Genomic DNA, 22,720 nt, shown 5'->3' on the forward strand with positions numbered 1-22,720 from the left:
CAGACGGCTTTGGTCAGGCACCACCGATCCTTTGTGAACTACCCATTTCAAGGGCGTCCCCTTATGATGTCTACCAGACTTTTTACCCTGCGATGACCCATGGCTGATTTCGCTTTTTTCTGCACCCTGTCCCACGAAGGCGTCCTTGCGGTCCGCGGCGTGGATGCCAGCAAATTCCTGCAAGGCCAATTGACCTGCAACCTCGACTACCTGAGCGACAACCGGGCCAGCCTCGGCGCCCGCTGCACGCAGAAAGGCCGGATGCAATCGAGCTTCCGCATCCTGCTCGAAGGCGACGGTGTGTTGATGGCCATGGCCACCGAACTGCTCGAACCGCAATTGGCGGACCTGAAAAAATACGCCGTGTTCTCCAAATCCAAGCTCACCGACGAAAGCGCCGCCTGGGTTCGCTTCGGCCTGGAAAATGCCGACGATGCCCTGGCTGGACTGGGCCTAGAACTGCCGAGCGACACCGACAGCGTGGCGCGCCATGAAGCCTTGATCGCCATCCGCGTGTCTCCCGGCCGCGCCGAGCTCTGGGCACCCGCCGAACAGGCACAGGCACTGCGAACCCGCCTGGGCGCGGAGCTGGCCGAGGCGGACCTGAACCCCTGGCTGCTGGGCCAGGTCCGTGCCGGGATCGGCCAGGTCATGCCAACCACCCGCGAACTGTTCATCCCACAGATGCTCAACCTGCAGGCCGTCGGCGGCGTCAGCTTCAAGAAAGGCTGCTACACCGGCCAGGAAATCGTCGCGCGCATGCAATACCTGGGCAAGCTCAAGCGACGCCTGTATCGCCTGCAACTGGACGCCAGCGAACTGCCGGAACCCGGCACGGCGCTGTTCTCCCCCACTCACGGCAGTTCCATCGGCGAAGTGGTGATTGCCGCCCGCGGCGAAGGAAACATTGAACTGCTGGCGGTATTACAGGCCGAAGCTGCAGAAGATGACAATCTGCACCTCGGTGCCTTGGAAGGCCCTCGCCTTCAATTGTTGGACCTGCCTTACGAACTGGACCGCGACCGCGAAATCCAGCGCTGATCGCAGCATTTGTCGCAACACCCTAGAGAACCGAAATGAGCGATTTGGCGGATAAGGTCCAACGGGATTTGGTGCAGGCCATCGATAACGATGACCTGGTTCTGCCAACATTACCGGAAGTGGCCATGCAGATTCGCCGGGCCGCCGAAGACCCGGAAATCAGCGTCAGCAACCTGAGCAAAGTGATCGGCCGCGATACGGCCCTCTCGGCACGCCTGATAAAAGTGGTCAACAGCCCGCTGTTGCGGGCCACCCAGGAAGTCACTGACCTGCACACGGCCATCACTCGACTGGGCGTCAACTACAGCAGCAACTTGGCCATTGGCCTGGTGATGGAGCAGATTTTCCACGCCCGCTCCGAGGTGGTGGAACTGAAGATGCGCGAAGTCTGGCGCAAAAGCCTGGAGATCGCCGGCGTCAGCTATGCGTTGTGTCGCGGCTACACCCAACTCAAGCCGGACCAGGCTGCGTTGGGTGGTCTGGTGCATCAGATCGGCGTGCTGCCGATCCTTACGTACGCACAGGACAATAATGAACTGCTGTCGGACCCGGTCAGCCTCAACCATGTGATCGAAACGATTCACCCGGTGCTGGGGGACAAATTGCTCAGTGTCTGGGAATTTCCGGAGCGGTTGGTGAAGCTGCCGGGGCTGTATCTGGATTTCAACCGCGACTCCAGGCAAATCGATTATGTCGACCTGGTGCAGGTCGCTGCGCTGTATTGCTACAAGGACACCGACCATCCCCTGAGCAAGATTGATGTATTCGGCGTCCCAGCCTTCAAGAAACTGGGCATCGACCCGGAGAACAAGGCCCGGTGTGCGGATATCGAAGAAGCGCGGTCGATGTTTTATTGAGCCCCAGGCTGACACCACGAAACCTGGATCAGGCGCTGACCTGTGGCGAGGGGATTTATCCCCGCTGGGGCGCGAAGCGCCCCTCGCAGTCTGTTTGAACAGGCCGCAATCGCCAGTTGGGGCCGCTTCGCAGCCCAGCGGGGATAAATCCCCTCGCCACAATAGCGGGCTTAATCTGAACCAGGGATAAAGCTCACCCGCACCTTCAGCCCGCGTTCCTGCCCGTCATGCAAGGTGATCTGCGCCAGATGCGCGCGGCAGATTTCGCCGACGATCGCCAACCCCAGCCCGGAACCGGCCACTTGCTGGTTGCGTCGATAGAAGCGCTCGAACACCCGGTCCCGCTCATGCAGCGGAATGCCTGGCCCGTCGTCCTCGACTTCCAGGACCGCCGGTGCGGTGACCCGCAGGATCACGTTGCCGCCCGACGGAGTGTGGGCCAGGGCGTTGTCCACCAGGTTGCTCAACAGCTCGTTCAACAAGGTCGGCTCGCCCCGCAGCCATACCGGCTCGTCGGCTTCCAGGGCCAGCGCCACGCCTCGGGCATGGGCCAGCGGGGCCATGGCCATGCCCAGCTCACGGGCCAACTGGCTGAGATCGAGCAACTGAGCACCGCCTTCGGCAATGGCCCGGGCGCCATTTTCCACCCGCGCCAGGGACAGCAACTGGTTGGCCAGGTGGGTCAATCGATCGGTCCCCTGAGCCGCGGTCTCCAGGGTTTCACGCCAGGTCGCCGGCTCGCTGGCGCGCAAACCCAGCTCCAGGCGCGCCTTGAGCGCGGCCAGCGGCGTACGCAGTTCATGGGCGGCATCGGCGATGAACTGAGCCTGCCGCTCGAATTGCCCGCGCAGGCGTTCGGTGAAATGGTTCAGGGCCCGCACCAGCGGCCATAATTCGTGCTGCACCTCCACCAGCGGCAACGGCCGCAGATCGTCCGGCTGGCGCTCCTCCACCGCCGTGCGCAAGCGCTCCAACGGGCGCAACGCCGCACTGACCGCAAACCACACCAACAGCAGCGCGCCCACGGCCAGCATGCCCAGGCGCAACAGGGTGTCGGCCATCAGGCCACGGGCCATGCTGACCCGCGCCTCTTCGGTCTCGGCCACGCGAATTTCCGCCATGCCATTCATGTTCGGCTCGCTCACCGCCTTGAGCAGGCTCACCACCCGCACGCTCTGCCCCTGGTATTGGGCGTTATAGAAGCGCGCCAGGGCCGGGTAATCGTCCGTGCGGGGCGTCCCGGGCGGCGGGCCGGGAAGGTTTTCGTAGCCAGAGATCAACTTCTTGTCGATGTCATTGACTTGGTAATAAATGCGTCCGGCACTGTCGTAGGCAAAGGTGTCCAGGGCCACGTAGGGCACATCCGCGCTGAGGCTGCCGTCGCGCTGGGACAGGCCCGCGGCGATGGTCCGGGCCGAGGCCAGCAGGGTCCGGTCATAGGCGGTGTCCGCCGCTTCGCGGCCGTTCCAGTAGGCGCTCAGGCCGCTGGCGAGCATCAGCACCACCAGCAGCAACGCCAGGTTCCAGAGCAGCCGCCAGCGCAGGCTGTCGGGCTTATGCATTGCGGTTTTCCAACAGGTAGCCCAAGCCGCGGAACGTCACGATCGCGACTGCATGGCCGTCGAGTTTCTTGCGCAGGCGATGGACGTAGATTTCGATGGCGTCCGGGCTGGCTTCTTCGTCCAGGCCGAACACCTGGGCCGCCAGTTGCTCCTTGCTCATCACCCGCCCCGGCCGGGCAATCAATGCTTCGAGCACGGCTTGCTCGCGGGAGGTCAGGGTCAGCAATTCATCGTCGAGGGTAAAACGCCGGGTGTCCAGGTCATAGACCAGCCCGCCGCAGCGCTGCTGGCGTTCGCCGCCCAGTACGCTGCGGCGCAACAGGGCCTTGACCCGGGCCTCAAGCTCAGTGAGCTCGAATGGCTTGGCCAGGTAGTCGTCGGCACCGAGGTTGAGGCCATGGACGCGGTCCTTGACGTCGCTGCGGGCGGTCAACATCAGCACGGGCAAAGTCTTGCCGCGAGCCCGCAGGCGCGCCAGCACCTCGAAACCGTCCATGCGCGGCAGCCCGACATCAAGCACCGCCACGGCGTATTCCTCGCTGCTCAAGGCCAGGTCGGCCGCGACGCCGTCGTGCAGCACGTCCACGGTCAAACCGGTGCTCTTGAGCGCCTGGGCAACGCTTTCGGCGAGCTGCAGATGGTCTTCGACGAGCAGAACACGCATGGGTTATTCCTCGATTCAGGGATGGTCGACGCCATTCTTTGGCGCGGAGTTTACAGCCGCATCCGCCCCTGTGAAGCCAAAAACACGTTGAAAGATTTTGAAAGGTTAGCGAAAGGTTGAGCCGTTAGAGTCCTCCCACGGACGGTTTCGACTGCCCGCCGCGACGCACCTCGCGAACGAAAAACGCCTCGAAGCGTTTTCGCCGAATAAAAACAATAAAAGCGGAGTCATCACATGCTGTCTCTACAGCTCCAGGCCCCAATGCCTACCCGCCTTTCCCGCTTCAATCAGACCACCCTGGCCAGCGCCATCACGCCTCGGTCTGGTGCCCTCCCACGCCTTCAATCCCGATACGTTCGGCAAACAACCTGCGCCCGCCATCCGCGCCGCGAGGGCCGGGGGCCAGCAACACCAAATCTACACCACACACAACAACAACTCCTGTGGAGATAACGATGAACCTATCACTGCGTAAAGTAGCCTTGGCCGCCGGATGCCTGATGTTCGCCGGGCAGTTGCTCGCCGCTGATCCGGCCAAAGAACCCAAGCGCCCCGAATGCATCGCCCCGGCCTCCCCTGGCGGCGGCTTCGACCTGACGTGCAAGCTGGTGCAAAGCGCGCTGGTCAACCAGAAGCTGTTGACCAAGCCGATGCGCGTCACCTACATGCCCGGCGGCGTCGGCGCGGTAGCCTACAACGCAGTGGTCGCCCAGCGTCCGGCCGACGCCGGCACATTGGTGGCCTGGTCCAGTGGCTCGTTGCTGAACCTGGCCCAGGGCAAGTTCGGTCGTTTCGATGAAAGCGCCGTGCGTTGGTTGGCCGCCGTCGGCACCAGCTATGGCGCCATCGCGGTGAAAAGCGATTCGCCCTACAAGAACCTCGACGATCTGGTACAGGCCCTGAAGAAAGATCCGGGGTCGGTAGTCATCGGTTCCGGCGGCACCGTCGGCAGCCAGGACTGGATGCAGACCGCCCTGATCGCCAAGGCCGCCGGCATCAACCCCCGCGACCTGCGTTACGTGGCCCTCGAAGGCGGCGGCGAGATCGCCACGGCGCTGCTCGGCGGCCACATCCAGGTCGGCAGTACCGACATTTCCGACTCCATGCCCCACATCCAGAGCGGCGATATGCGCCTGCTGGCGGTGTTTGCCGAGAAGCGCATCGACGAGCCGGAGATGAAAAACATCCCCACCGCCCGCGAGCAAGGCTATGACATCGTCTGGCCGGTGGTCCGCGGCTTCTACCTCGGGCCAAAAGTCAGCGATGAAGACTACGCCTGGTGGAAAGAGGCATTCGACAAGCTGCTGGCTTCCGAAGAGTTCGCCAAGCTGCGCGACCAGCGCGAGCTGTTCCCGTTTGCCATGACCGGCCCGGAACTGGACACCTACGTGAAGAAACAAGTGGCTGATTACAAGGTGCTGGCCAAAGAGTTCGGCCTGATCCAGTAACCGTCTCTGTTCGCGTGGCGGCGCTGGCATCACCGGCGCCGCCCAGGAGTTAGTCATGCTCACCATCCAACGTATTTTTGCCGCGGTGCTGCTGCTGGTTTGCATCGGCCTCGCGCTGATGGCCTGGCCGTATCAGGCCGCCTTTTCCTACGAACCGGTCGGCCCGCGCGCCTTTCCCCTGCTGATGCTGGGGCTGATGGGCCTGGCGCTGCTGTACATGCTGTTTCGTCCGACCCCCATCGTGCACAGCGACGAAGACCCGCAGCTGGACCGTGAAACCCTGCAGAAGATCGGCATCTGTGTGGCGCTGCTGCTGATATTCGCCGGGACCTTCGAACCCCTGGGCTTCATTGTCGCCAGCATCCTGATCGGCGTGCCGATGGCGCGCCTGTATGGCGGGCGCTGGGTGCCGAGCGTGGTGATCATCAGCCTGATGGCCATCGGTCTTTATCTGTTGTTCGACAAGCTGATGGACGTGCCGCTGCCCCTGGGCCTGCTCGACGTCCTGGAGAATTGATATGGATACCCTGAATTATCTCGGCCAGGGTTTTGGCGTTGCACTGACCCCCTACAACCTCGTCACCGCGTTGACCGGTACGCTGATCGGCACGGTGGTCGGGCTGCTGCCGGGCCTGGGCCCGATCAACGGCGTGGCGCTGCTGATCCCGATCGCCTTCGCACTGGGGCTGCCGCCGGAGTCGGCGTTGATCCTGCTGGCGGCGGTGTACCTGGGTTGCGAATACGGCGGGCGCATCAGCTCGATCCTGCTCAACATTCCCGGTGAAGCCTCCACCGTGATGACCACCCTCGACGGCTACCCGATGGCTCGCCAGGGCCTGGCCGGGGTGGCGTTGTCGCTGTCGGCGTGGAGTTCGTTCATCGGCGCGTTCATCGCCACCTGCGGGATGGTGCTGTTCGCGCCGTTGCTGGCCAAATGGGCGATTGCCTTCGGACCGGCGGAATATTTCGTCCTGATGGTGTTCGCCATTGTCTGCCTGGGCGGCATGGCCGGCGACCGACCACTCAAGACGTTCATTGCGGCGCTGATCGGGCTGTTCCTGTCCAGTGTCGGGATCGATGCCAACAGCGGCGTCTACCGCTTCACCGGTGACAACATCCACCTGACCGACGGCATTCAATTCGTCGTGCTGGTGCTGGGTTTGTTCTCCATCAGTGAAATCCTGTTGCTGCTGGAGAAAACCCATCGCGGCCAGGAAGCGGTGGAAGCCACCGGGCGAATGATGTTCAACTTCAAGGAAGCGGCGTCGGTCTTCGTCGTGAACCTGCGTTGCGGCGTGCTCGGCTTCATCATGGGCGTGTTGCCCGGTGCAGGGGCGACCCTGGCCAGTGCCGTGGCCTACATGACCGAGAAGCGCATCGCCGGTGCCAGTGGCAAGTTCGGCCAGGGTGACAAACGCGGCCTCGCTGCTCCGGAAACCGCCATTGGCGGCGCAGCCTGCGGCGCGCTGGTGCCGATGCTGACCCTCGGTGTGCCTGGCTCGGGCACCACGGCGGTGATGATCGGCGCACTGTCGCTGTACAACATCACGCCCGGTCCGCTGCTGTTCCAGCAACAGCCGGACATCGTCTGGGGCCTGATCGCCTCGTTGTTCGTCGCCAACATCATGCTGGTGATCCTCAACATCCCGATGATCCGCATCTTCACCCGTATCCTGGCCGTGCCGAACTGGGCATTGGTGCCGGTCATCGCGATCATCACCGGCATCGGCGTCTATGCGGTGCATGCCACGACGTTCGACCTGTTCCTGATGATCGGCATTGGTATCTTCGGCTACATCCTGCGCAAGCTGGATTTCCCGCTGTCGCCGGTCCTGCTGGGCTTCATTCTCGGCGGCCTGATGGAGCAGAACCTGCGGCGTGCGCTGTCGATCTCCAACGGTGCGCTGGAAATCCTCTGGTCGAGCCCGATCACCTTCGGCTGCTGGATCCTGACGGCGATCATGCTGTTCATGCCATTGCTGCGGATCTGGCGTCGCCGCGCCGCACAACGTCGCGCCCTGGCCAATGTCTGAAGCGACTTTCAAACAATGGTGGGGAACACCGCTGGTCGGCCTGGCCGGCGGTTACCTGGCCAGCCTGATCGGCTGGCCTTTGCCCTGGATGGTCGGCTCGTTGCTGGCGATCATCCTGGTGCGCTGCCTGACGCCGTGGCAATTGGCGGAAATCCCCGGCGGCCGCAAATGCGGCCAATGGGTGGTGGGCATCGGCATCGGCCTGCACTTCACCCCGGTGGTGATGGAACAGGTCCTGAGCCACTTCGGCCTGATCTTTTTCGGCGCGCTGATCACCAGCGTGTCCAGCGTGGTAAGTGTCTGGCTGATGCGTCGCACCGGCGAGGACCGTGCTACCGCGTTTTTCTCGAGCATGCCCGGCGGTTCCGGCGAAATGGTCAACCTCGGTGCCCGCAACGGCGCGGACCTCAGCCGTGTCGCCGCGGGCCAGAGCTTGCGGGTGCTGGTGGTGGTGCTGTGCGTACCGGCGGCCTTCAAGTACCTGTTGGGCGAAGGTGCGCCGGTGCAACATGCCACGACAGTGGACTGGCTGTGGCTGGCGCTCCTGTTTCCGGCGGGCGCCCTGCTCGCCTGGGTCTGGGAGCGCTTGCGCCAACCCAATCCCTGGTTGTTCGGGCCGTTGCTGGTGAGCGCGGCGGTGAGCGTCGGTTGGGACCTGCACATCGGCCTGCCCAACGGCGCCAGCCAGATCGGCCAGTGGCTGATCGGCAGCGGGTTGGGTTGTCATTTCAACCGGCAGTTCTTTCGTCGGGCACCGTCGTTCATGGGCCGCACGTTGGTTGGCACGGTATTGACGATGCTGATCGCCACGCTTGCAGCCCTAGGCTTGAGCACCTTGACCCATCTGGATCTGCGTTCGTTGACGCTGGGCATGATGCCCGGCGGCATCGCGGAAATGAGCCTGACGGCGGAGACGCTGCAACTGTCGGTGCCGTTGGTGACGGCGTTGCAGGTGATGCGGTTGCTGTTCGTGCTGTTTCTGGCGGAGCCGTTGTTCAGGTATTGGATGCGCCAGTCGAGTTCGGCCTGATCATCCGCGGCGCCTTCATCGCGAGCAAGCTCGCTCCCACAGGGGATTCGTGTTGCCCTGAACCTGTGGGAGCGAGCTCGCTCGCGATGGGGCCCTGACTGCCGACCACTTAAAGCGGCGGCAACCGCCAATCGATCGGCGTCTCGCCATGCTGCTGGAGAAACTTGTTGGTCCGGCTGAAATGCCCGCAGCCGATGAAACCTCGGTGGGCCGACAGCGGCGACGGGTGGACCGAAGTCAGCACCAAATGCTTGGTCGCATCGATCAGCCTCTGCTTGCTCTGGGCATGGGCGCCCCACAACAGGAACACCAAGTGCGGCTGGTGTTCACTGACGACTTCAATGATCCTGTCGGTAAAGTGCTGCCAGCCTTTTTTGGCGTGGGCGTTGGCATTGGCGCGCTCCACGGTCAGGGTCGTGTTGAGTAGCAACACTCCCTGGTCGGCCCAGCTTTGCAGGTAGCCGTGATTCGGGATGTCGATGTTCAGGTCGCGCTTCAATTCCTTGTAGATGTTCACCAGGGACGGCGGTGTCGGCACGCCCGGCTGAACCGAGAAGCACAAGCCATGGGCCTGGCCTGGACCGTGGTAAGGGTCCTGGCCGAGAATCACCACCTTGACCTTATCCAGCGGCGTGGAATTGAGGGCGTTGAAAATCAGCGAAGCCGGCGGATAGATCTCCTTGCCAGCGGCGTATTCACTGCGTAGGAACTCACGCAACTCCGCCATGTAGGGCTGGTCGAACTCGGCACGCAGGGCCTGCTTCCAGCTCGGTTCGAGTTTGATACGGTCGTCGGCAGTCATGGTTGCATCCGGTAAAAAACAATGGCCGCACCCTAGGAAAGCCTACAGGGCTTGTCAATTGATCTGACGCAGAACCGGCACTTTCCTACATAGCGGTCATACTGAACATTCAAATTTCTGATCGAGGTCACGATGAATCTGCACTTCGAAGAGCTCACTGGTATCGACGGTGCCCGCATCGGCATCGCCACCCTGGATGCCGAAAAATCCCTGAACGCCCTGTCCCTGCCGATGATCAACGCCTTGCGTGATCGCCTCGATGCCTGGGCTCGGGAACCGCAGGTCGTTTGTGTGCTGTTGCGTGGCAATGGCGCCAAGGCCTTCTGCGCCGGCGGTGAGGTGCGCAGCCTGGTGGAGGCCTGCCGCGCACATCCCGGCGAAGTACCGCCGTTGGCGGCACAATTCTTCGCGGCGGAATACCGCTTGGACTTCAACCTGCACACCTACCCCAAACCCTTGCTGTGCTGGGGCCACGGCTATGTACTGGGCGGTGGCATGGGGCTGCTGCAAGGCGCCAGTACCCGCATCGTCACGCCAAGCAGCCGCCTGGCCATGCCGGAAATCAGCATCGGCCTGTACCCGGATGTCGGCGCCAGTTGGTTCTTGTCACGCTTGCCCGGCAAGCTCGGGCTGTTTCTCGGCCTGACCGGCGCCCACATGAATGCCCGGGACGCCATCGACCTGGGCCTGGCCGACCGCTTCTTGCTGGATGAACAACAGGACGACCTGATCGAAGGCCTGCTGCAACTCAACTGGCAAGAGCAGACCGAGATGCAACTCAACAGCCTGCTCAAGGCCTTGCAGCAGGAAGCTGCCGCCCAACTGCCCGAAGCCCAATGGCTGCCGCGGCGGCCGAAAATCGACGAGTGGTTGGATGTCAGCGATGTGCGCTGCGCCTGGAAAGCCCTCAGCCTGTTGGTGGACCACCCTGATCCACTGATCGCCCGGGCCGCCAAGACCATGGCCGAAGGCTCGCCGTTGACCGCTCATCTGGTCTGGGAGCAGATCGCCCGGGCTCGGCATTTGTCCCTGGCCGGTGTGTTCCGGATGGAATACACCTTGAGCCTCAACTGCTGCCGTCATCCGGAATTCAGCGAGGGCGTGCGGGCGCGATTGATCGACAAGGACCACAAGCCACGCTGGCACTGGCCGGACATCAATCACGTGCCCGAAGCGGCGGTCGAGGCGCACTTTCACAAGACATGGGAAGGGCGGCATCCGTTGGCGGATTTGTCCAACGAGTAACGAGCCAGCCCCCCCTGTGGGAGCGAGCTTGCTCGCGATGGCGGCATGTCAGACACATCAATGCTGGCTGACCCGACGCCATCGCGAGCAAGCTCGCTCCCACAAGAGTTATCCCATCGGGTTTATGGCAGGCACAAAAAAAGCGGCGCTCAATGCGCCGCTTTCTGTTGCCCCGGGATCAGCGGTGACCGCCCCTTCCGTCATGATCACCGCGTCCCCGATGATCACGTCCGCCTCGACCGCCTCGGTCGTCATTCCAACCGCCCCGGTCACGGCCGTCCCAGCCGCCCCGATTCGGATAAGACCGGTACGCCGCTCGCGGTGGCGAGTAGTAGCGCGGGCCTTGTTGGTAGTAACGCGGTGCCGAGTAATAGCGCGGCGCCGGTTGGTAATACCGCGGGGCGTAATAGCCACGCGGCGCCGAATAATAACTCCCGCCGCCGTAATAGACCGGCGCCGGTGAGGTGTAGACCTCGGAACGGTAGTAGCTCGAGTCTCCGTCGTAATAAGGCACGCAGGCCGAAAGAGTCAAACCGAGAAACGCAATGAGGAGCAGTCGTCGATACATGGCGGCCTCCTGGACCGCGGATGGGCCACATCAGCGACGCTGATGGGCGGCAGTCAACTTTGTGTGACTGACGCATATTCAGACAGCAAAATCGGAATCTGGTGCGACCTGGCAACAACTAGAAACATGTCCCTCGTCGCCCTCTTCCGGTGCGCGATAGCACCACAAGCAAGCACAAATCCGCCCTCGATCCTCCTTCTTCAACACCTGCCCTCTCTGGCCCGGGCCTTTGCCGGAATTGGCACGGCTCTCGCTTTAACAAACTCCGTGCAGGAGTCATCACAGGTTCGCGGCACCACAATTTGCAATGGCTGACTAGGGTTCCGGCTCGCTTCTGGCGAGTGGCTGGTCCGAGAGTTGGCGACCTCCAGTTGAGGTTACACGGCGGGACAAAAGCCCGGGAGACAAGCCACCGTTCGCGGTGCCGCGTTGCTCCTGTCCGCCCTTGATCAACTGGAGAACCACCATGCTCAAGCTTCGTCTGTCCGCCCTGCTCCTCGCCGCCCTCTCGGCCCTCGTGAGCTTTTCATCCGCCGCCGCACAAAAAGACCACTTCAGCGTCTGCTGGACCATTTATGCCGGCTGGATGCCCTGGGAATACGCCGGCAGCCAGGGCATCGTCGACAAATGGGCGAAAAAATACGGCATCAAGATCGACGTCGTGCAGCTCAACGATTACGTCGAATCCATCAACCAGTACACCGCCGGTCAGTTCGACGGCTGCACCATGACCAACATGGACGCCCTGACCATTCCCGCCGCCGGTGGCGTGGACAGCACCGCGCTGATCGTCAGCGATTTCTCCAACGGCAACGACGGCATCGTCCTCAAGGGCGAAGGCAAGAAAGTGGCCGACCTCAAGGGCATGGACGTCAACCTGGTGGAACTGTCGGTGTCCCATTACCTGCTGGCCCGCGCCCTGGATTCCGTGGGCCTCGCCGAGAAAGACCTGAAAGTCGTCAACACCTCCGACGCCGACATCTCCGCCGCGTTCAACACCGATCAGGTCAAGGCCGTCACCACCTGGAACCCGATGCTTTCGGACATCAAGGCCCAGCCAGGCGTGAGCGAAGTGTTCAATTCCAGCCAGGTTCCCGGCGAGATCATGGACATGATGGTGGTCAACACCCAGACCCTGCAGGACAACCCGGCCCTGGGCAAAGCGTTGACCGGCGCCTGGTTTGAAGTGGTGGCGCTGATGAATGCGAAAAACGCAGCCAGCCAGGCCGCGTTGGAACACATGGCCAAAGCCTCGGGCACCGACCTCAAAGGTTTCCAGGCGCAACTGGACACCACCAAGCTGTTCGCCACGCCCAAAGAAGCCCTCGGTTTCGCCACCAGCGAACAACTGCCCGCCACCATGGGCAAAGTCGCCGAATTCTCGTTCCAGCACGGCTTGCTGGGCGAAGGCGCCAAGGACACGAACGCGGTCGGCATGGCATTCGCCAATGGCGTGACCCGCGGCGACAAGGCCAACCTCAAGCTGCGTTTCGACCCGACCTACGTACAGCTGGCCGCCGACGCCAAGCTGTAAACCGGAGGACCTGGCATGCGCCTGATCAACCGCTACCCGGATCGTCCCAGCCGCTTGTTGCTGGTGATCCTGCCCTTCGCGCTGGTGTTGTTCGCCTACTTCATGGGCTCGGCCGAACGGTTGACGGACAACCCCAACGACAAACTGCTGCCCAGCGCCGTGCAAATGGCCGATGCGGTCAAGCGCCTGGCCTTCACCGCTGATGCCCGCAGCGGCGAATACCTGCTCTGGCAAGACACCGCCTCAAGCCTGCGCCGGTTGGTCATCGGCCTGGGCATCAGTGCCCTGGCCGGGCTGTGCCTGGGCATTGCCGCCGGCACGTTGCCGCTATTGGGCGCGCCGTTATCGCCGCTGCTCACCGTGGTGTCGATGGTGCCGCCGCTGGCTATCCTGCCGATCCTGTTCATCGTCTTCGGCCTGGGAGAGTTGTCGAAAGTGATGCTGATCGTGATTGGCATCACACCCTGCCTGGCCCGGGACCTGGAACAGCGCGCCCGGGAAATTCCCACCGAGCTGCTGATCAAGGCCCAGACCCTCGGTGCTTCGACCTGGACCCTGATGCTGCGGGTAGTGCTGCCGCAACTGCTGCCGCGCCTGTTGATTTCCCTGCGACTGATGCTCGGTTCGGCCTGGCTGTTTCTGATCGCCGCCGAAGCCATCGCCTCCACCGATGGGCTGGGCTATCGGATTTTCCTCGTGCGGCGCTACCTGGCGATGGACGTGATCTTGCCGTACGTGGTGTGGATCACCTTGCTCGCCTGGCTGATGGATTGGGGCCTCAAGCGCCTGACCCGGCAAGCGTTCCCCTGGTATGAGGGGACGAAGGCATGAGTTTCATTAACGTGAACAATGTCTGGCAACAGTACGGCGACCAAGTCGTGCTCGAGCGCTTGAACCTGAGTGTCGCCGAGGGTGAGTTCTGCACCTTGGTGGGGGCGTCGGGTTGCGGCAAGTCGACCTTCCTGCGCTTGCTGCTGGGCCAGGAACGTGCCAGTCGCGGACAGATTCTCCTGGATGGCGAGCCCTTGGCCGGCGAGCCGGATGCCAGCCGGGGCGTGGTGTTCCAACGCTATTCGGTGTTCCCGCACCTGAGCGTGCTGGACAACGTCGCCCTGGGCCTGGAGTTGCCGCGCTCGCCGCTGCTGGGCCGTCTGTTCGGCAGTGCCAAGCGTCAGGCCCGGGAAGAAGCCGCACACTTGCTGGACAAGGTCGGACTCGGCCATGGGCAGGATAAATACCCGGCGCAACTGTCCGGGGGCATGCAGCAGCGACTGGCCATCGCCCAGGCACTGATCATGAAGCCGCGGGTCCTGCTGCTGGACGAACCCTTCGGTGCCCTCGACCCGGGCATTCGCAAGGACATGCATGCCTTGTTGCTGGAGCTGTGGCGCGAAACCCGCCTGACGGTGTTCATGGTCACCCATGACCTGTCCGAAGGTTTCAGCCTCGGCACGCGCCTGCTGGTGTTCGACAAAGTCCGTGTCGATCCCCACGCCCCTGGCGCCTATGGCGCTCGCATTACCTACGACATTCCATTGAACAGCGACCGCCGCACCGCCCGTGCCGCCGTCGACGCCCTGCCCGCCGAACTGGCCGGCACATTGCGTATCGCTTGAAAGGAGTTTTTCCATGCCCGACTCGACCCGCTTGTTTACCCCCTTCGCCGAAGAACTGCTGCCCGGCGGCGGCCACCGTTCGTTCGTGCTCAAGCGCGGCCAGCTGCTGCGCCTGACCGATCTGCGCGGCGGGGCCAACGTGAGCCTGACGCTACTCAATGCCAACGAGAAAACCGAACGCCTGAACCTGCCCGACAGCCTCAAATGCCAACACACCGCCAAACTCACCGCCGGCCACTGCCTCTACTCGGACATGGGCCGGGTGCTGGCGGCCATCACCGCCGACACCTGCGGCTGGAGCGACAGCCTGGGCGGCGTGCTCTGCGCCGAGGAAGTCGCGCAAAAATACGGTCAGGGCCGCTACCAGGAACTGCGCAACGGTTTCTTTCGCAACGGCACCGACAACCTGTTGGTGGAACTGGGCAAATGGGGCCTGGGCCTGTCCGACCTGCTGATGACCCTCAACCTGTTCAGCCGGGTCGATGTCGATGAGGCGGGAAACTTTCACTTCGTCGAGGGCAATTCCCTGACCGGCGACTACATCGAGCTGTACGCGCCGATGGATACCCTGGTGGTGCTGACCGCGCTGCAACACCCGATGGACCCCAACCCGCAATACGCCCCGCAACCGATCAAGCTCAGCTGGATGAACGCCGACGCCAGCGTCGCCGAGCACTGCCGCCTTTCGCGCCCGGAAAACCAGCGCGGCTTCATCAACACCGACCGCCTGTTCGCCTGAGGATCGCTGCCATGTCACTCGCCATCGCCACCGCACACAAGCAACCCGATACCGCCGTCTACCGTGCCACGATTCCCGCCGGGGAACCCTGGCTGGTGGAGGTCAAGGCCGGCCAGACCCTGCGCATCCTCGACCTGGAAGGCAACCAGGCCGTCGATACGCTGTTCTACAGCCTGGCCAACCCCAAGGAACGCTACGACGTACAGCGCACCCTGCGCCGGCAAAACAGCGTTTATTTGAGCACCGGCAGCGTGCTCTATTCGAACCTCGGCCACCCGATGCTGACCATCGTCGAAGACACCTGTGGACGCCACGATACCCTCGGCGGCGCCTGCGCCCAGGAAAGCAACACCGTGCGCTACGCCCTGGAAAAACGCTACATGCACAGCTGCCGTGACAACTACCTGCGGGCCTGCGCCCACGATGGTCGCCTGGGCAAGGGCGATATCGGGCCGAACATCAACTTCTTCATGAACGTGCCGGTCACCGCCGACGGCGGGCTGACCTTCGAAGACGGGATCTCGGCGCCAGGCAAATACGTCGACCTGCGGGCCGAGATGGACGTGATCGTGCTGATCTCCAACTGCCCGCAACTGAATAACCCGTGCAACGCCTACAACCCCACGCCAGCGGAGCTTTTGATATGGAACTGAAACTCACCCGCCTGCGTCGCTGGCTGTTCACGCTGTGCCAGAGCCGGTCGGGGCAATGCATCAAATAACGCCCTGCCCCCCTGTGGGAGCGAGCTTGCTCGCGATAGCGGTGGTACATCCAGCATCAATGTGACTGACAGACCGCAATCGCGAGCAAGCTCGCTCCCACAAGGGGCGCAGTGATGTTTGAAGGTTTGCCACCTGGGACGACCCCGGTGGCCATCGACAACTGCGGGACGGCCCGCATCCCAGTTCAGGCAGCACGCAAGCCTGAGGGGGCAATGCCATGTTCGAAAAAATCCTCATCGCCAACCGTGGCGCCATCGCTTGCCGCATCCTGCGGACCCTGGGCGAACTGAAGGTCCAGGGCGTCGCGGTGTATTCCCAAGCCGACGCCGCCAGCCTGCATATCCTGCAGGCCGACGAAGCCCACTGCCTGGGCGAAGGCGCGGCGGTCAATACGTATCTGGCGGTGGACAAGCTCCTGGCGATTGCCAAAAGCAGCGGCGCGACGGCGATTCATCCCGGCTACGGCTTTCTCTCGGAAAACGCAGCCTTCGCCGAAACCTGCGAAGCGGCCGGTGTCGCCTTCATTGGTCCGACGCCACAACAACTGCGCGTGTTCGGTCTCAAGCACACCGCCCGCGACCTGGCGCGGCAACACGGCGTGCCCCTGCTCGAAGGCACCGAACTGCTCGACAGCCTCGACGCCGCACTGTTGGCCGGCACCCGGATCGGTTATCCGGTGATGCTCAAAAGCACGGCCGGCGGCGGCGGAATCGGCATGCGCGTGTGTCGCAGCGCCGCCGAGCTGAGCGAATCCTTCGAAGCGGTCAAACGCCTGGGCCAGAACAATTTCAGCGACGCCGGGGTATTCATCGAAAAGTACATCGAACGCGCGCGGCATCTGGAAGTGCAGGTGTTCGGCGATGGCCAGGGCCAGGTGATCGCCCTGGGCGTACGCGACTGCTCGGTGCAACGGCGCAACCAGAAAGTCCTCGAAGAAACGCCGGCCCCCAATCTGCCCGAGGGCATGGCCGACGCACTCTGCGCAGCGGCGATCCAACTGGCCCAGGCCGTGAACTACCGCAGCGCCGGCACTGTGGAATTCGTCTTTGACAGCGATGCGGGGCGCTTCTATTTCCTGGAAGTGAACACCCGCCTGCAAGTGGAGCACGGTGTCACCGAACAGGTATGGGGCGTGGACCTGGTGCGCTGGATGGTGCAACTGGCTGCCGGAGACCTGCCGCCGCTGAACGAATTGAGCGAGGGCTTAAAAGCCCAGGGCCACGCGATCCAGGCCCGTTTGTATGCCGAGGATCCAGGCCGGGATTTCCAGCCAAGCCCCGGGCTTTTGACCGCCGTGAAATTCCCCGAGACCGACGGCAAACAGTTGCGCATAGACACCTGGGTCGAGACCGGTTGCCAGATTCCGCCCTACTTCGACCCGATGATCGCAAAAGTCATTCGCTGGGCGCCAACCCGCGAACAGGCCCGCCTGGGCTTGCACCAAGCGCTGGACGAAAGCCTGCTGTACGGCGTCGAAACCAATCGCGACTACCTGCAACAGATTCTCCTCGATGCACCGTTTGCCAACGGCCAGCCCTGGACCCGCTGCCTGGACGCGTTGGTCTACCGTGCCCACACCGTTGAAGTGCTCAGCCCCGGTACCCAGACCAGCGTCCAGGACTATCCAGGCCGCCTCGGTTATTGGGCGGTGGGGGTGCCGCCGTCAGGACCGATGGACAGCCGTTCGTTGCGCCTGGGCAATCGCCTGCTGGGCAATGAAGAAGGTGCGGCGGCATTGGAAATCACCATGAACGGGCCGCTGCTGCGTTTCAACTGCGATGCCCGGGTGGCGGTGACCGGTGCGACGATTGCCCTCACGCTCGACGGTGAAGCCGTACCGATGAACACCCCGTTGTCGATCGCTGCCGGCGCCACCCTCGCCATCGGCAATATTTCCGGTGCCGGGGCACGCAGCTACCTGTGCTTGCAGGGTGGCGTACAAGTGCCGGATTACCTGGGCAGCAAAAGCACCTTCACCCTCGGTCAGTTCGGCGGCCATGGCGGACGGGCGTTGTGTACCGGCGATGTGTTGCATCTGGTGCCGCTGGATGAGCACACGACGCTGCCGCCAACGAGCGCACCGATCCTGGAACTGCCGAGCGTGCGCCAGATCCGCGTGATCTACGGCCCCCACGGCGCGCCCGAATATTTTACCGAACGCTACATCCAGACGTTCTTCGACACCGCCTGGGAAGTGCACTTCAACTCCAGCCGCACCGGCGTCCGACTGATCGGGCCGAAACCTGAATGGGTTCGCGCCGACGGTGGCGAGGCCGGGCTGCATCCTTCCAACATCCATGACAACCCCTACGCCATCGGCGCCGTGGACTTCACCGGCGACATGCCCGTCATCCTCGGCCCCGACGGCCCGAGCCTGGGCGGTTTCGTCTGCCCGGTGACGGTGATCGAAGCGGATCTCTGGCAGTTGGGGCAACTCAAGGCCGGGGACAAGGTGCGGTTTGTGCCGGTGGATATATCGACCGCCCGATCTCTCGCCTTGAGATGGGATCACTGTGGGAGCGAGCCTGCTCGCGATGAAGTCGATGCGGTGTCTGATCTTGCGGTGTCTGATCTGGCCCCATCGCGAGCAAGCTCGCTCCCACAGGGGATCGTGTCGCCTGTGGTGTTGGATATTGGCCAGGACGACACCCGGATGGTGGCGAGATTAGCCGGTGACACTCATCTGCTGCTGGAAATCGGCGCCCCCGAACTGGACCTGGTGCTGCGCTTTCGTGCCCATGCCTTGATGCAGGCTTTGGAACACAAACAATTGCACGGTGTGATCGACCTGACGCCGGGCATTCGCTCGCTGCAAGTGCACTATCAACCCGAACAACTGCCCCTGGCCGCTCTACTGAGCATCGTCGCCGGTGAGTGGGACGCCGTGTGTACCGCCCAGGACCTGCAAGTGCCGTCGCGCATCGTTCACCTGCCGCTGTCCTGGGATGATCCGGCCTGTCAGCTGGCCATCGAGAAATACATGACCACGGTGCGCAAGGACGCGCCCTGGTGCCCGAGCAACCTGGAGTTCATTCGACGCATCAACGACCTGCCCAACCTCGACGCGGTGCAACGCACGGTGTTTGACGCCAGCTACCTGGTGATGGGTCTGGGGGACGTCTACCTCGGCGCACCGGTCGCCACACCGCTCGACCCTCGCCATCGACTGGTGACCACCAAATACAACCCGGCCCGGACCTGGACCGCGGAAAACTCGGTGGGCATCGGCGGTGCCTACCTGTGCGTGTACGGCATGGAAGGCCCGGGCGGCTATCAGTTCGTCGGGCGCACGCTGCAGATGTGGAACCGTTATCGGAAGGTCGCCGCATTCGACGGCAAGCCCTGGTTGCTGCGGTTCTTCGATCAAATCCGCTTCTACCCGGTCAGCGCCGATGAGTTGCTGCACATCCGCCGCGAATTCCCCCTGGGCCGCTTCGACCTGAAGATCGAGCACAGCCAGCTCAACCTCGCCGACTACCAGCGTTTTCTGGTGCAGGAAGCCGACAGCATCGCCGCGTTCCGACAACAGCAACAAGGTGCCTTCGATGCCGAGCGCGAGCGTTGGATCGCCAGCGGCCAGGCGCACTTCGACAGTGAAGAACCAACCACCGCGCCGAGCGAAGATTCGCTGCTGACCGAAGGTCAACTGAGCGTCGACAGCCACATCGCTGGCAACCTCTGGCAAGTGCAGGTCGACGTTGGCACGCGGGTGGCCGCCGGTGATGTGCTGGTCATCCTGGAATCGATGAAGATGGAAATCCCGGTGCTTGCGCCCTCGGCCGGCGTGGTGCGCGAGGTGCGCGTCCAGGCCGGTTCGGCGGTGCGCGCCGGACAGCGCGTCGTGGTGCTGGAACGTGACTGAACTCAATCAGAGGATTAACACCATGAACCTCTCGCTTCGCTTGGACGACCTGCGCAATGCCTACCGCAGCGGCGAACTGACGCCTCGCAAATTGCTGTTGGACCTGCGGGAAAAAGCCGCGGCGCTGAACCCGGACTATCACCTGTTCATCCACCTGCTGACAGTCGAGGAACTGGAGCCCTACCTGGCCACGTTGGAAGGCCGCGACCTGGAAAGCTTGCCCCTGTACGGCGTACCTTTTGCCATCAAGGACAACATCGACCTGGCCGGCATTCCGACCACCGCAGCCTGCCCGGCGTTTGCCTATGTGCCGCCACGCTCGGCGACCATCGTCGAGCAATTGCTGGCACTGGGCGCGATCCCCCTGGGCAAGACCAACCTCGACCAGTTCGCCACCGGGCTCAATGGCACCCGCTCGCCCTACGGCGCCTGCCGCAACAGCGTGTTGCCCGACTATCCGGCCGGTGGTTCGAGCGCCGGCTCGTCGCTGGCCGTGGCCCTGGGCGTGGCGAGTTTTGCCTTGGGCACCGATACCGCCGGCTCCGGTCGGGTGCCCGCCGCGCTGAACAATCTGGTGGGATTGAAAGCCACCCTGGGCTTGATCTCCACGGCGGGCGTGGTCCCGGCCTGTCGCACACTGGACTGCGTCACGACCTTCACGGCGACGGCCAAGGAAGCCAGCCAATTATTGGCGCTGACGGCCCGTCCAGACTCTCGTGACGACTACAGCCGCCACAATCCGCAGTGGAACGATGGCTCTGCGTTCGGCGCGCCTCGGCGCTTTCGTTTCGGTGTGCCGCGCCAGCAGGACCTGGCGTTTTTCGGCTGTCCTGAAGGTCCGCACCTGTTTCTGGATGCCATCGAGCGACTCGAACGTCTGGGCGGCGAAGCCGTGGAACTGGACCTATCGCCGTTCCTGGAGGCCGCACGGCTGCTTTATGAAGGCCCGTGGGTGGCCGAACGCTACAGCGTCGCCGGCCCATTGATGGAGCGCGAGCCCGACGCCGTGCTGCCCGTCATCCGTGCCGTATTGGCGAAAGCGCCTACGGTAGATGGCGTACAAACCTTCCGCGCCCGTTACCGTTTGCAAGCGCTCAAAGCCCAATGCGACCGGGCCATGGACGCGTTTGACTGCGTACTCACACCGACCATCGGCCGGCCAGTGACCCTCGCCGAACTGACCGCCGAACCGGTGCTACGCAACTCGGAACTGGGTTACTACACCAATTTCATGAACCTGCTGGACTACGCCGCCGTCGCCGTTCCCAGCGCGTTCATGGCCAACGGCTTGCCCTGGGGCGTGACGCTGTTCGGCCGAGCCTTCACCGATCAATACCTCTTGAGCCTGGCCGATGCCTTGCAGCGTCAACAGGACAAAACCTTGCCCGTGCCCGCCCACCCGGCGCGCCACGACCGGGCGCGGCTGGTCGTGTGCGGCGCACACCTGGACGGGTTGGCACTGAACTGGCAGCTCAAGCAACGCGGTGCCCGGCTGATCGAGGCTACCCAAAGCTCGCCGGACTACCGCCTCCATGCGTTGGCCGGCGGCCCACCCTTGCGTCCCGGCATGGTTCGGGTTCGTGAAGGCGGCGTGGCGATCGAGGTCGAAGTCTGGGAGCTGCCGAGTAGTGAACTGGGCTCGTTCCTGACGGGCATTCCCGCACCGTTGGGACTGGGCAAGGTGCAACTGGCCGATGGGCGCTGGGAAAGCGGATTCATCTGTGAGTCGTATGGCCTGGAAGGCGCACGGGACATCAGCCATCTGGGGGGATGGCGGGCTTATCTAACGACCCTTGAGTAAACAGTACCCTGTGGCGAGGGGATTTATCCCCGCTGGGCTGCGCAGCAGCCCCAAAACCTGTCAACGTGGTGTATCAGACAGAATGCATTGGGGCCGCTTCGCGGCCCAACGGGGATAAATCCCCTCGCCACAATCTTGCAAACCTGCAAATTCGACTGTCTTTTCCCACAAGGCCACTAAACTGACTCCATTGGGTCCTAGCCAAGGGAATCGCCATGTCGCTTCGTTCGCCGTTGTATTCCCAGCGCAAGCCGCTGCTGGTCGTGGTGGCGTTGCTTGGTACAAGCTTCCTGATCATTTCATTGTTGGGCTATTACGCCGCCCATACCTCGATACGCGATCACATTCTCAAGACGCTGTACGTGAACCTGTTGGTCGGCCTGCTCGTGACGCTGGCGGTCCTGGCCATTCTTTGTCGGCTGATCAACAACTACCAGCAACGCATCGACGCCCAGGCCACCCTCGACAGCCTGACCGAATTGCCAAACCGCCGTGGCTTCGACCTGCTGGCCGTGCAAGCCCTGCACGAAGCCCAGCGCGAACCCAGACCCTTGACGGCGCTGCTGGTGGAACTGGACGACTTCAAGCGGCTGGACACCACTCACGGTCATATCGCCACCGATCAACTGTTGACCGGGTTCGCCCGCAGCCTGACTGAGAGCCTGCGGCATTCGGACATCGTCTGTCGCTGGAGCGCCGAAGCCTTTGTCGTCCTGCTCAAGGACACCGACGGACAGACCGGTCTGAAAATCGCGGAGAAAATTCGTCAGCACATCGAAAAGCAGCGCTATTTCTGCAGTGGTAAACAATTGCTGGTCACCGTCAGCCTCGGCCTCACCACCTTGCAGGACGAAGACACCTTGCACAGCTTGCTGTCGCGGACCGATCATGCGTTGCAACGCGCCCGGCAGACCGGGCGCAACCGAACCTGCGTGGACATGCCTCACTCCAGTTATGAATAAACCCGACCTTTGTCCGGCCTGCGGCGGCACCAACGACTGCACCCTGGCCGACCCACGAACCGCCGACCGGGCCTGCTGGTGTTATGGCGTGAGCATCGACCCGGCGGTGCTTGAAGCATTGCCGGCCGAACTGCGCGATCAGTCCTGCCTGTGCCCACGCTGCGCCCAGGTCGAAGCCCAGTTGCGCGCCAAACCCCAGACGATCGCGTAAGATGCCCACCCTCCGCTGCCCTG

At 63.1% G+C, this 22,720-nt stretch carries 19 protein-coding genes, 1 pseudogene and 1 riboswitch; of the genes and pseudogenes, 16 read left to right on the plus strand and 4 right to left on the minus strand.

Features of this window, described 5'->3' with window-relative positions; translation table 11 throughout:
- The first annotated feature begins 99 nt into the window (after positions 1-99).
- Both BLQ55_RS15660 and BLQ55_RS15665 read left to right on the plus strand, forming a co-directional pair.
- Entirely contained in the window at positions 100-1,041 is a 942-nt protein-coding gene (locus BLQ55_RS15660) for a CAF17-like 4Fe-4S cluster assembly/insertion protein YgfZ (RefSeq protein ID WP_092204429.1), read from the plus strand.
- A gap of 35 nt (positions 1,042-1,076) precedes the next feature.
- Entirely contained in the window at positions 1,077-1,898 is an 822-nt protein-coding gene (locus BLQ55_RS15665; protein WP_092204428.1) for an HDOD domain-containing protein, read from the plus strand.
- Between the two features lie 170 nt (positions 1,899-2,068).
- Here the strand turns inward: BLQ55_RS15665 and BLQ55_RS15670 are convergent, their stop codons facing one another.
- Together BLQ55_RS15670 and BLQ55_RS15675 are read right to left on the minus strand one after the other, a co-directional pair.
- Positions 2,069-3,460: a sensor histidine kinase gene (locus BLQ55_RS15670; protein ID WP_092172537.1), complete on the minus strand. Its 1,392-nt coding sequence runs from the start codon at positions 3,458-3,460 to the stop codon at positions 2,069-2,071.
- Positions 3,453-4,124 (minus strand): response regulator, encoded by a 672-nt coding sequence (locus BLQ55_RS15675; RefSeq protein ID WP_003198779.1) that lies wholly within the window; start codon positions 4,122-4,124, stop codon positions 3,453-3,455. The genes BLQ55_RS15670 and BLQ55_RS15675 overlap by 8 nt, the downstream gene beginning before the upstream one ends.
- A gap of 449 nt (positions 4,125-4,573) precedes the next feature.
- On the opposite strand from BLQ55_RS15675, the gene BLQ55_RS15680 reads away from it, so the two are divergent.
- Genes BLQ55_RS15680 through BLQ55_RS15695 form a run of 4 tightly spaced genes read left to right on the plus strand, consistent with a single transcriptional unit; the run spans position 4,574 to position 8,635 of the window.
- Positions 4,574-5,572, plus strand: coding sequence for a Bug family tripartite tricarboxylate transporter substrate binding protein (locus BLQ55_RS15680; RefSeq protein WP_170847648.1), 999 nt, complete (start codon positions 4,574-4,576; stop codon positions 5,570-5,572).
- 55 nt (positions 5,573-5,627) lie between these two features.
- Positions 5,628-6,089 (plus strand): tripartite tricarboxylate transporter TctB family protein, encoded by a 462-nt coding sequence (locus tag BLQ55_RS15685; RefSeq protein ID WP_092255006.1) that lies wholly within the window; start codon positions 5,628-5,630, stop codon positions 6,087-6,089.
- Between the two features lies 1 nt (position 6,090).
- Positions 6,091-7,605: a tripartite tricarboxylate transporter permease gene (locus BLQ55_RS15690; RefSeq protein WP_060738772.1), complete on the plus strand. Its 1,515-nt coding sequence runs from the start codon at positions 6,091-6,093 to the stop codon at positions 7,603-7,605.
- Positions 7,598-8,635, plus strand: coding sequence for an AbrB family transcriptional regulator (locus BLQ55_RS15695; protein ID WP_092204425.1), 1,038 nt, complete (start codon positions 7,598-7,600; stop codon positions 8,633-8,635). Before BLQ55_RS15690 ends, BLQ55_RS15695 begins: the two co-directional genes overlap by 8 nt.
- A gap of 109 nt (positions 8,636-8,744) precedes the next feature.
- Here the strand turns inward: BLQ55_RS15695 and ung are convergent, their stop codons facing one another.
- A complete protein-coding gene (gene ung, locus BLQ55_RS15700) occupies positions 8,745-9,437 on the minus strand; it encodes a uracil-DNA glycosylase (RefSeq protein WP_092204424.1) in 693 nt (230 codons plus the stop codon).
- 132 nt (positions 9,438-9,569) lie between these two features.
- Between ung and BLQ55_RS15705 the strand changes: the two genes are divergently transcribed.
- The gene (locus BLQ55_RS15705) at positions 9,570-10,682 is read left to right on the plus strand and encodes an enoyl-CoA hydratase/isomerase family protein (RefSeq protein WP_092204423.1); all 1,113 of its coding nucleotides are present in this window, start codon (positions 9,570-9,572) and stop codon (positions 10,680-10,682) included.
- Positions 10,683-10,860: 178 nt separating this feature from the next.
- On the opposite strand, the gene BLQ55_RS15710 is transcribed toward BLQ55_RS15705, so the two are convergent.
- The gene (locus BLQ55_RS15710) at positions 10,861-11,250 is read right to left on the minus strand and encodes a hypothetical protein (RefSeq protein WP_092204422.1); all 390 of its coding nucleotides are present in this window, start codon (positions 11,248-11,250) and stop codon (positions 10,861-10,863) included.
- 304 nt (positions 11,251-11,554) lie between these two features.
- Positions 11,555-11,656, plus strand: a riboswitch (guanidine-I (ykkC/yxkD leader).
- A 60-nt stretch (positions 11,657-11,716) separates the two neighbouring features.
- Here BLQ55_RS15710 and BLQ55_RS15715 point away from each other — a divergent pair.
- The 9 genes and pseudogenes from BLQ55_RS15715 (at position 11,717) to BLQ55_RS15755 (ending at position 22,697) form a co-directional block, all read left to right on the plus strand.
- On the plus strand, positions 11,717-12,784 hold the full coding sequence (locus tag BLQ55_RS15715; protein WP_092204421.1) for a putative urea ABC transporter substrate-binding protein: 1,068 nt from the start codon (positions 11,717-11,719) through the stop codon (positions 12,782-12,784).
- A 15-nt stretch (positions 12,785-12,799) separates the two neighbouring features.
- Positions 12,800-13,615 (plus strand): ABC transporter permease, encoded by an 816-nt coding sequence (locus BLQ55_RS15720; RefSeq protein ID WP_092204420.1) that lies wholly within the window; start codon positions 12,800-12,802, stop codon positions 13,613-13,615.
- Positions 13,612-14,400 (plus strand): ABC transporter ATP-binding protein, encoded by a 789-nt coding sequence (locus BLQ55_RS15725; RefSeq protein WP_072347101.1) that lies wholly within the window; start codon positions 13,612-13,614, stop codon positions 14,398-14,400. Before BLQ55_RS15720 ends, BLQ55_RS15725 begins: the two co-directional genes overlap by 4 nt.
- Before the next feature lie 13 nt (positions 14,401-14,413).
- Positions 14,414-15,139 carry an urea amidolyase associated protein UAAP1 gene (locus BLQ55_RS15730; protein ID WP_060738779.1) on the plus strand — a complete coding sequence of 242 codons (726 nt, stop codon included), beginning with the start codon at positions 14,414-14,416 and terminating at the stop codon, positions 15,137-15,139.
- A gap of 11 nt (positions 15,140-15,150) precedes the next feature.
- Complete coding sequence (locus BLQ55_RS15735) at positions 15,151-15,792, plus strand: urea amidolyase associated protein UAAP2 (protein WP_042732480.1); 642 nt, start codon at positions 15,151-15,153, stop codon at positions 15,790-15,792.
- A gap of 286 nt (positions 15,793-16,078) precedes the next feature.
- Complete coding sequence (gene uca, locus BLQ55_RS15740) at positions 16,079-19,723, plus strand: urea carboxylase (RefSeq protein ID WP_092255009.1); 3,645 nt, start codon at positions 16,079-16,081, stop codon at positions 19,721-19,723.
- Between the two features lie 22 nt (positions 19,724-19,745).
- Entirely contained in the window at positions 19,746-21,524 is a 1,779-nt protein-coding gene (gene atzF, locus BLQ55_RS15745; protein WP_092255012.1) for an allophanate hydrolase, read from the plus strand.
- Positions 21,525-21,868: 344 nt separating this feature from the next.
- Positions 21,869-22,486, plus strand: a pseudogene (locus tag BLQ55_RS15750) (GGDEF domain-containing protein); the annotation flags it as partial.
- Positions 22,479-22,697, plus strand: coding sequence for a cysteine-rich CWC family protein (locus tag BLQ55_RS15755; RefSeq protein WP_092204414.1), 219 nt, complete (start codon positions 22,479-22,481; stop codon positions 22,695-22,697). The pseudogene BLQ55_RS15750 and the gene BLQ55_RS15755, both read left to right, overlap by 8 nt.
- The last annotated feature ends 23 nt before the right edge of the window (positions 22,698-22,720 follow it).

Origin of the sequence: Pseudomonas sp. NFACC13-1, from assembly GCF_900104425.1 — a bacterium.
In the GTDB taxonomy this organism is placed as follows: Bacteria; Pseudomonadota; Gammaproteobacteria; order Pseudomonadales; family Pseudomonadaceae; genus Aquipseudomonas; species Aquipseudomonas fluorescens_AA.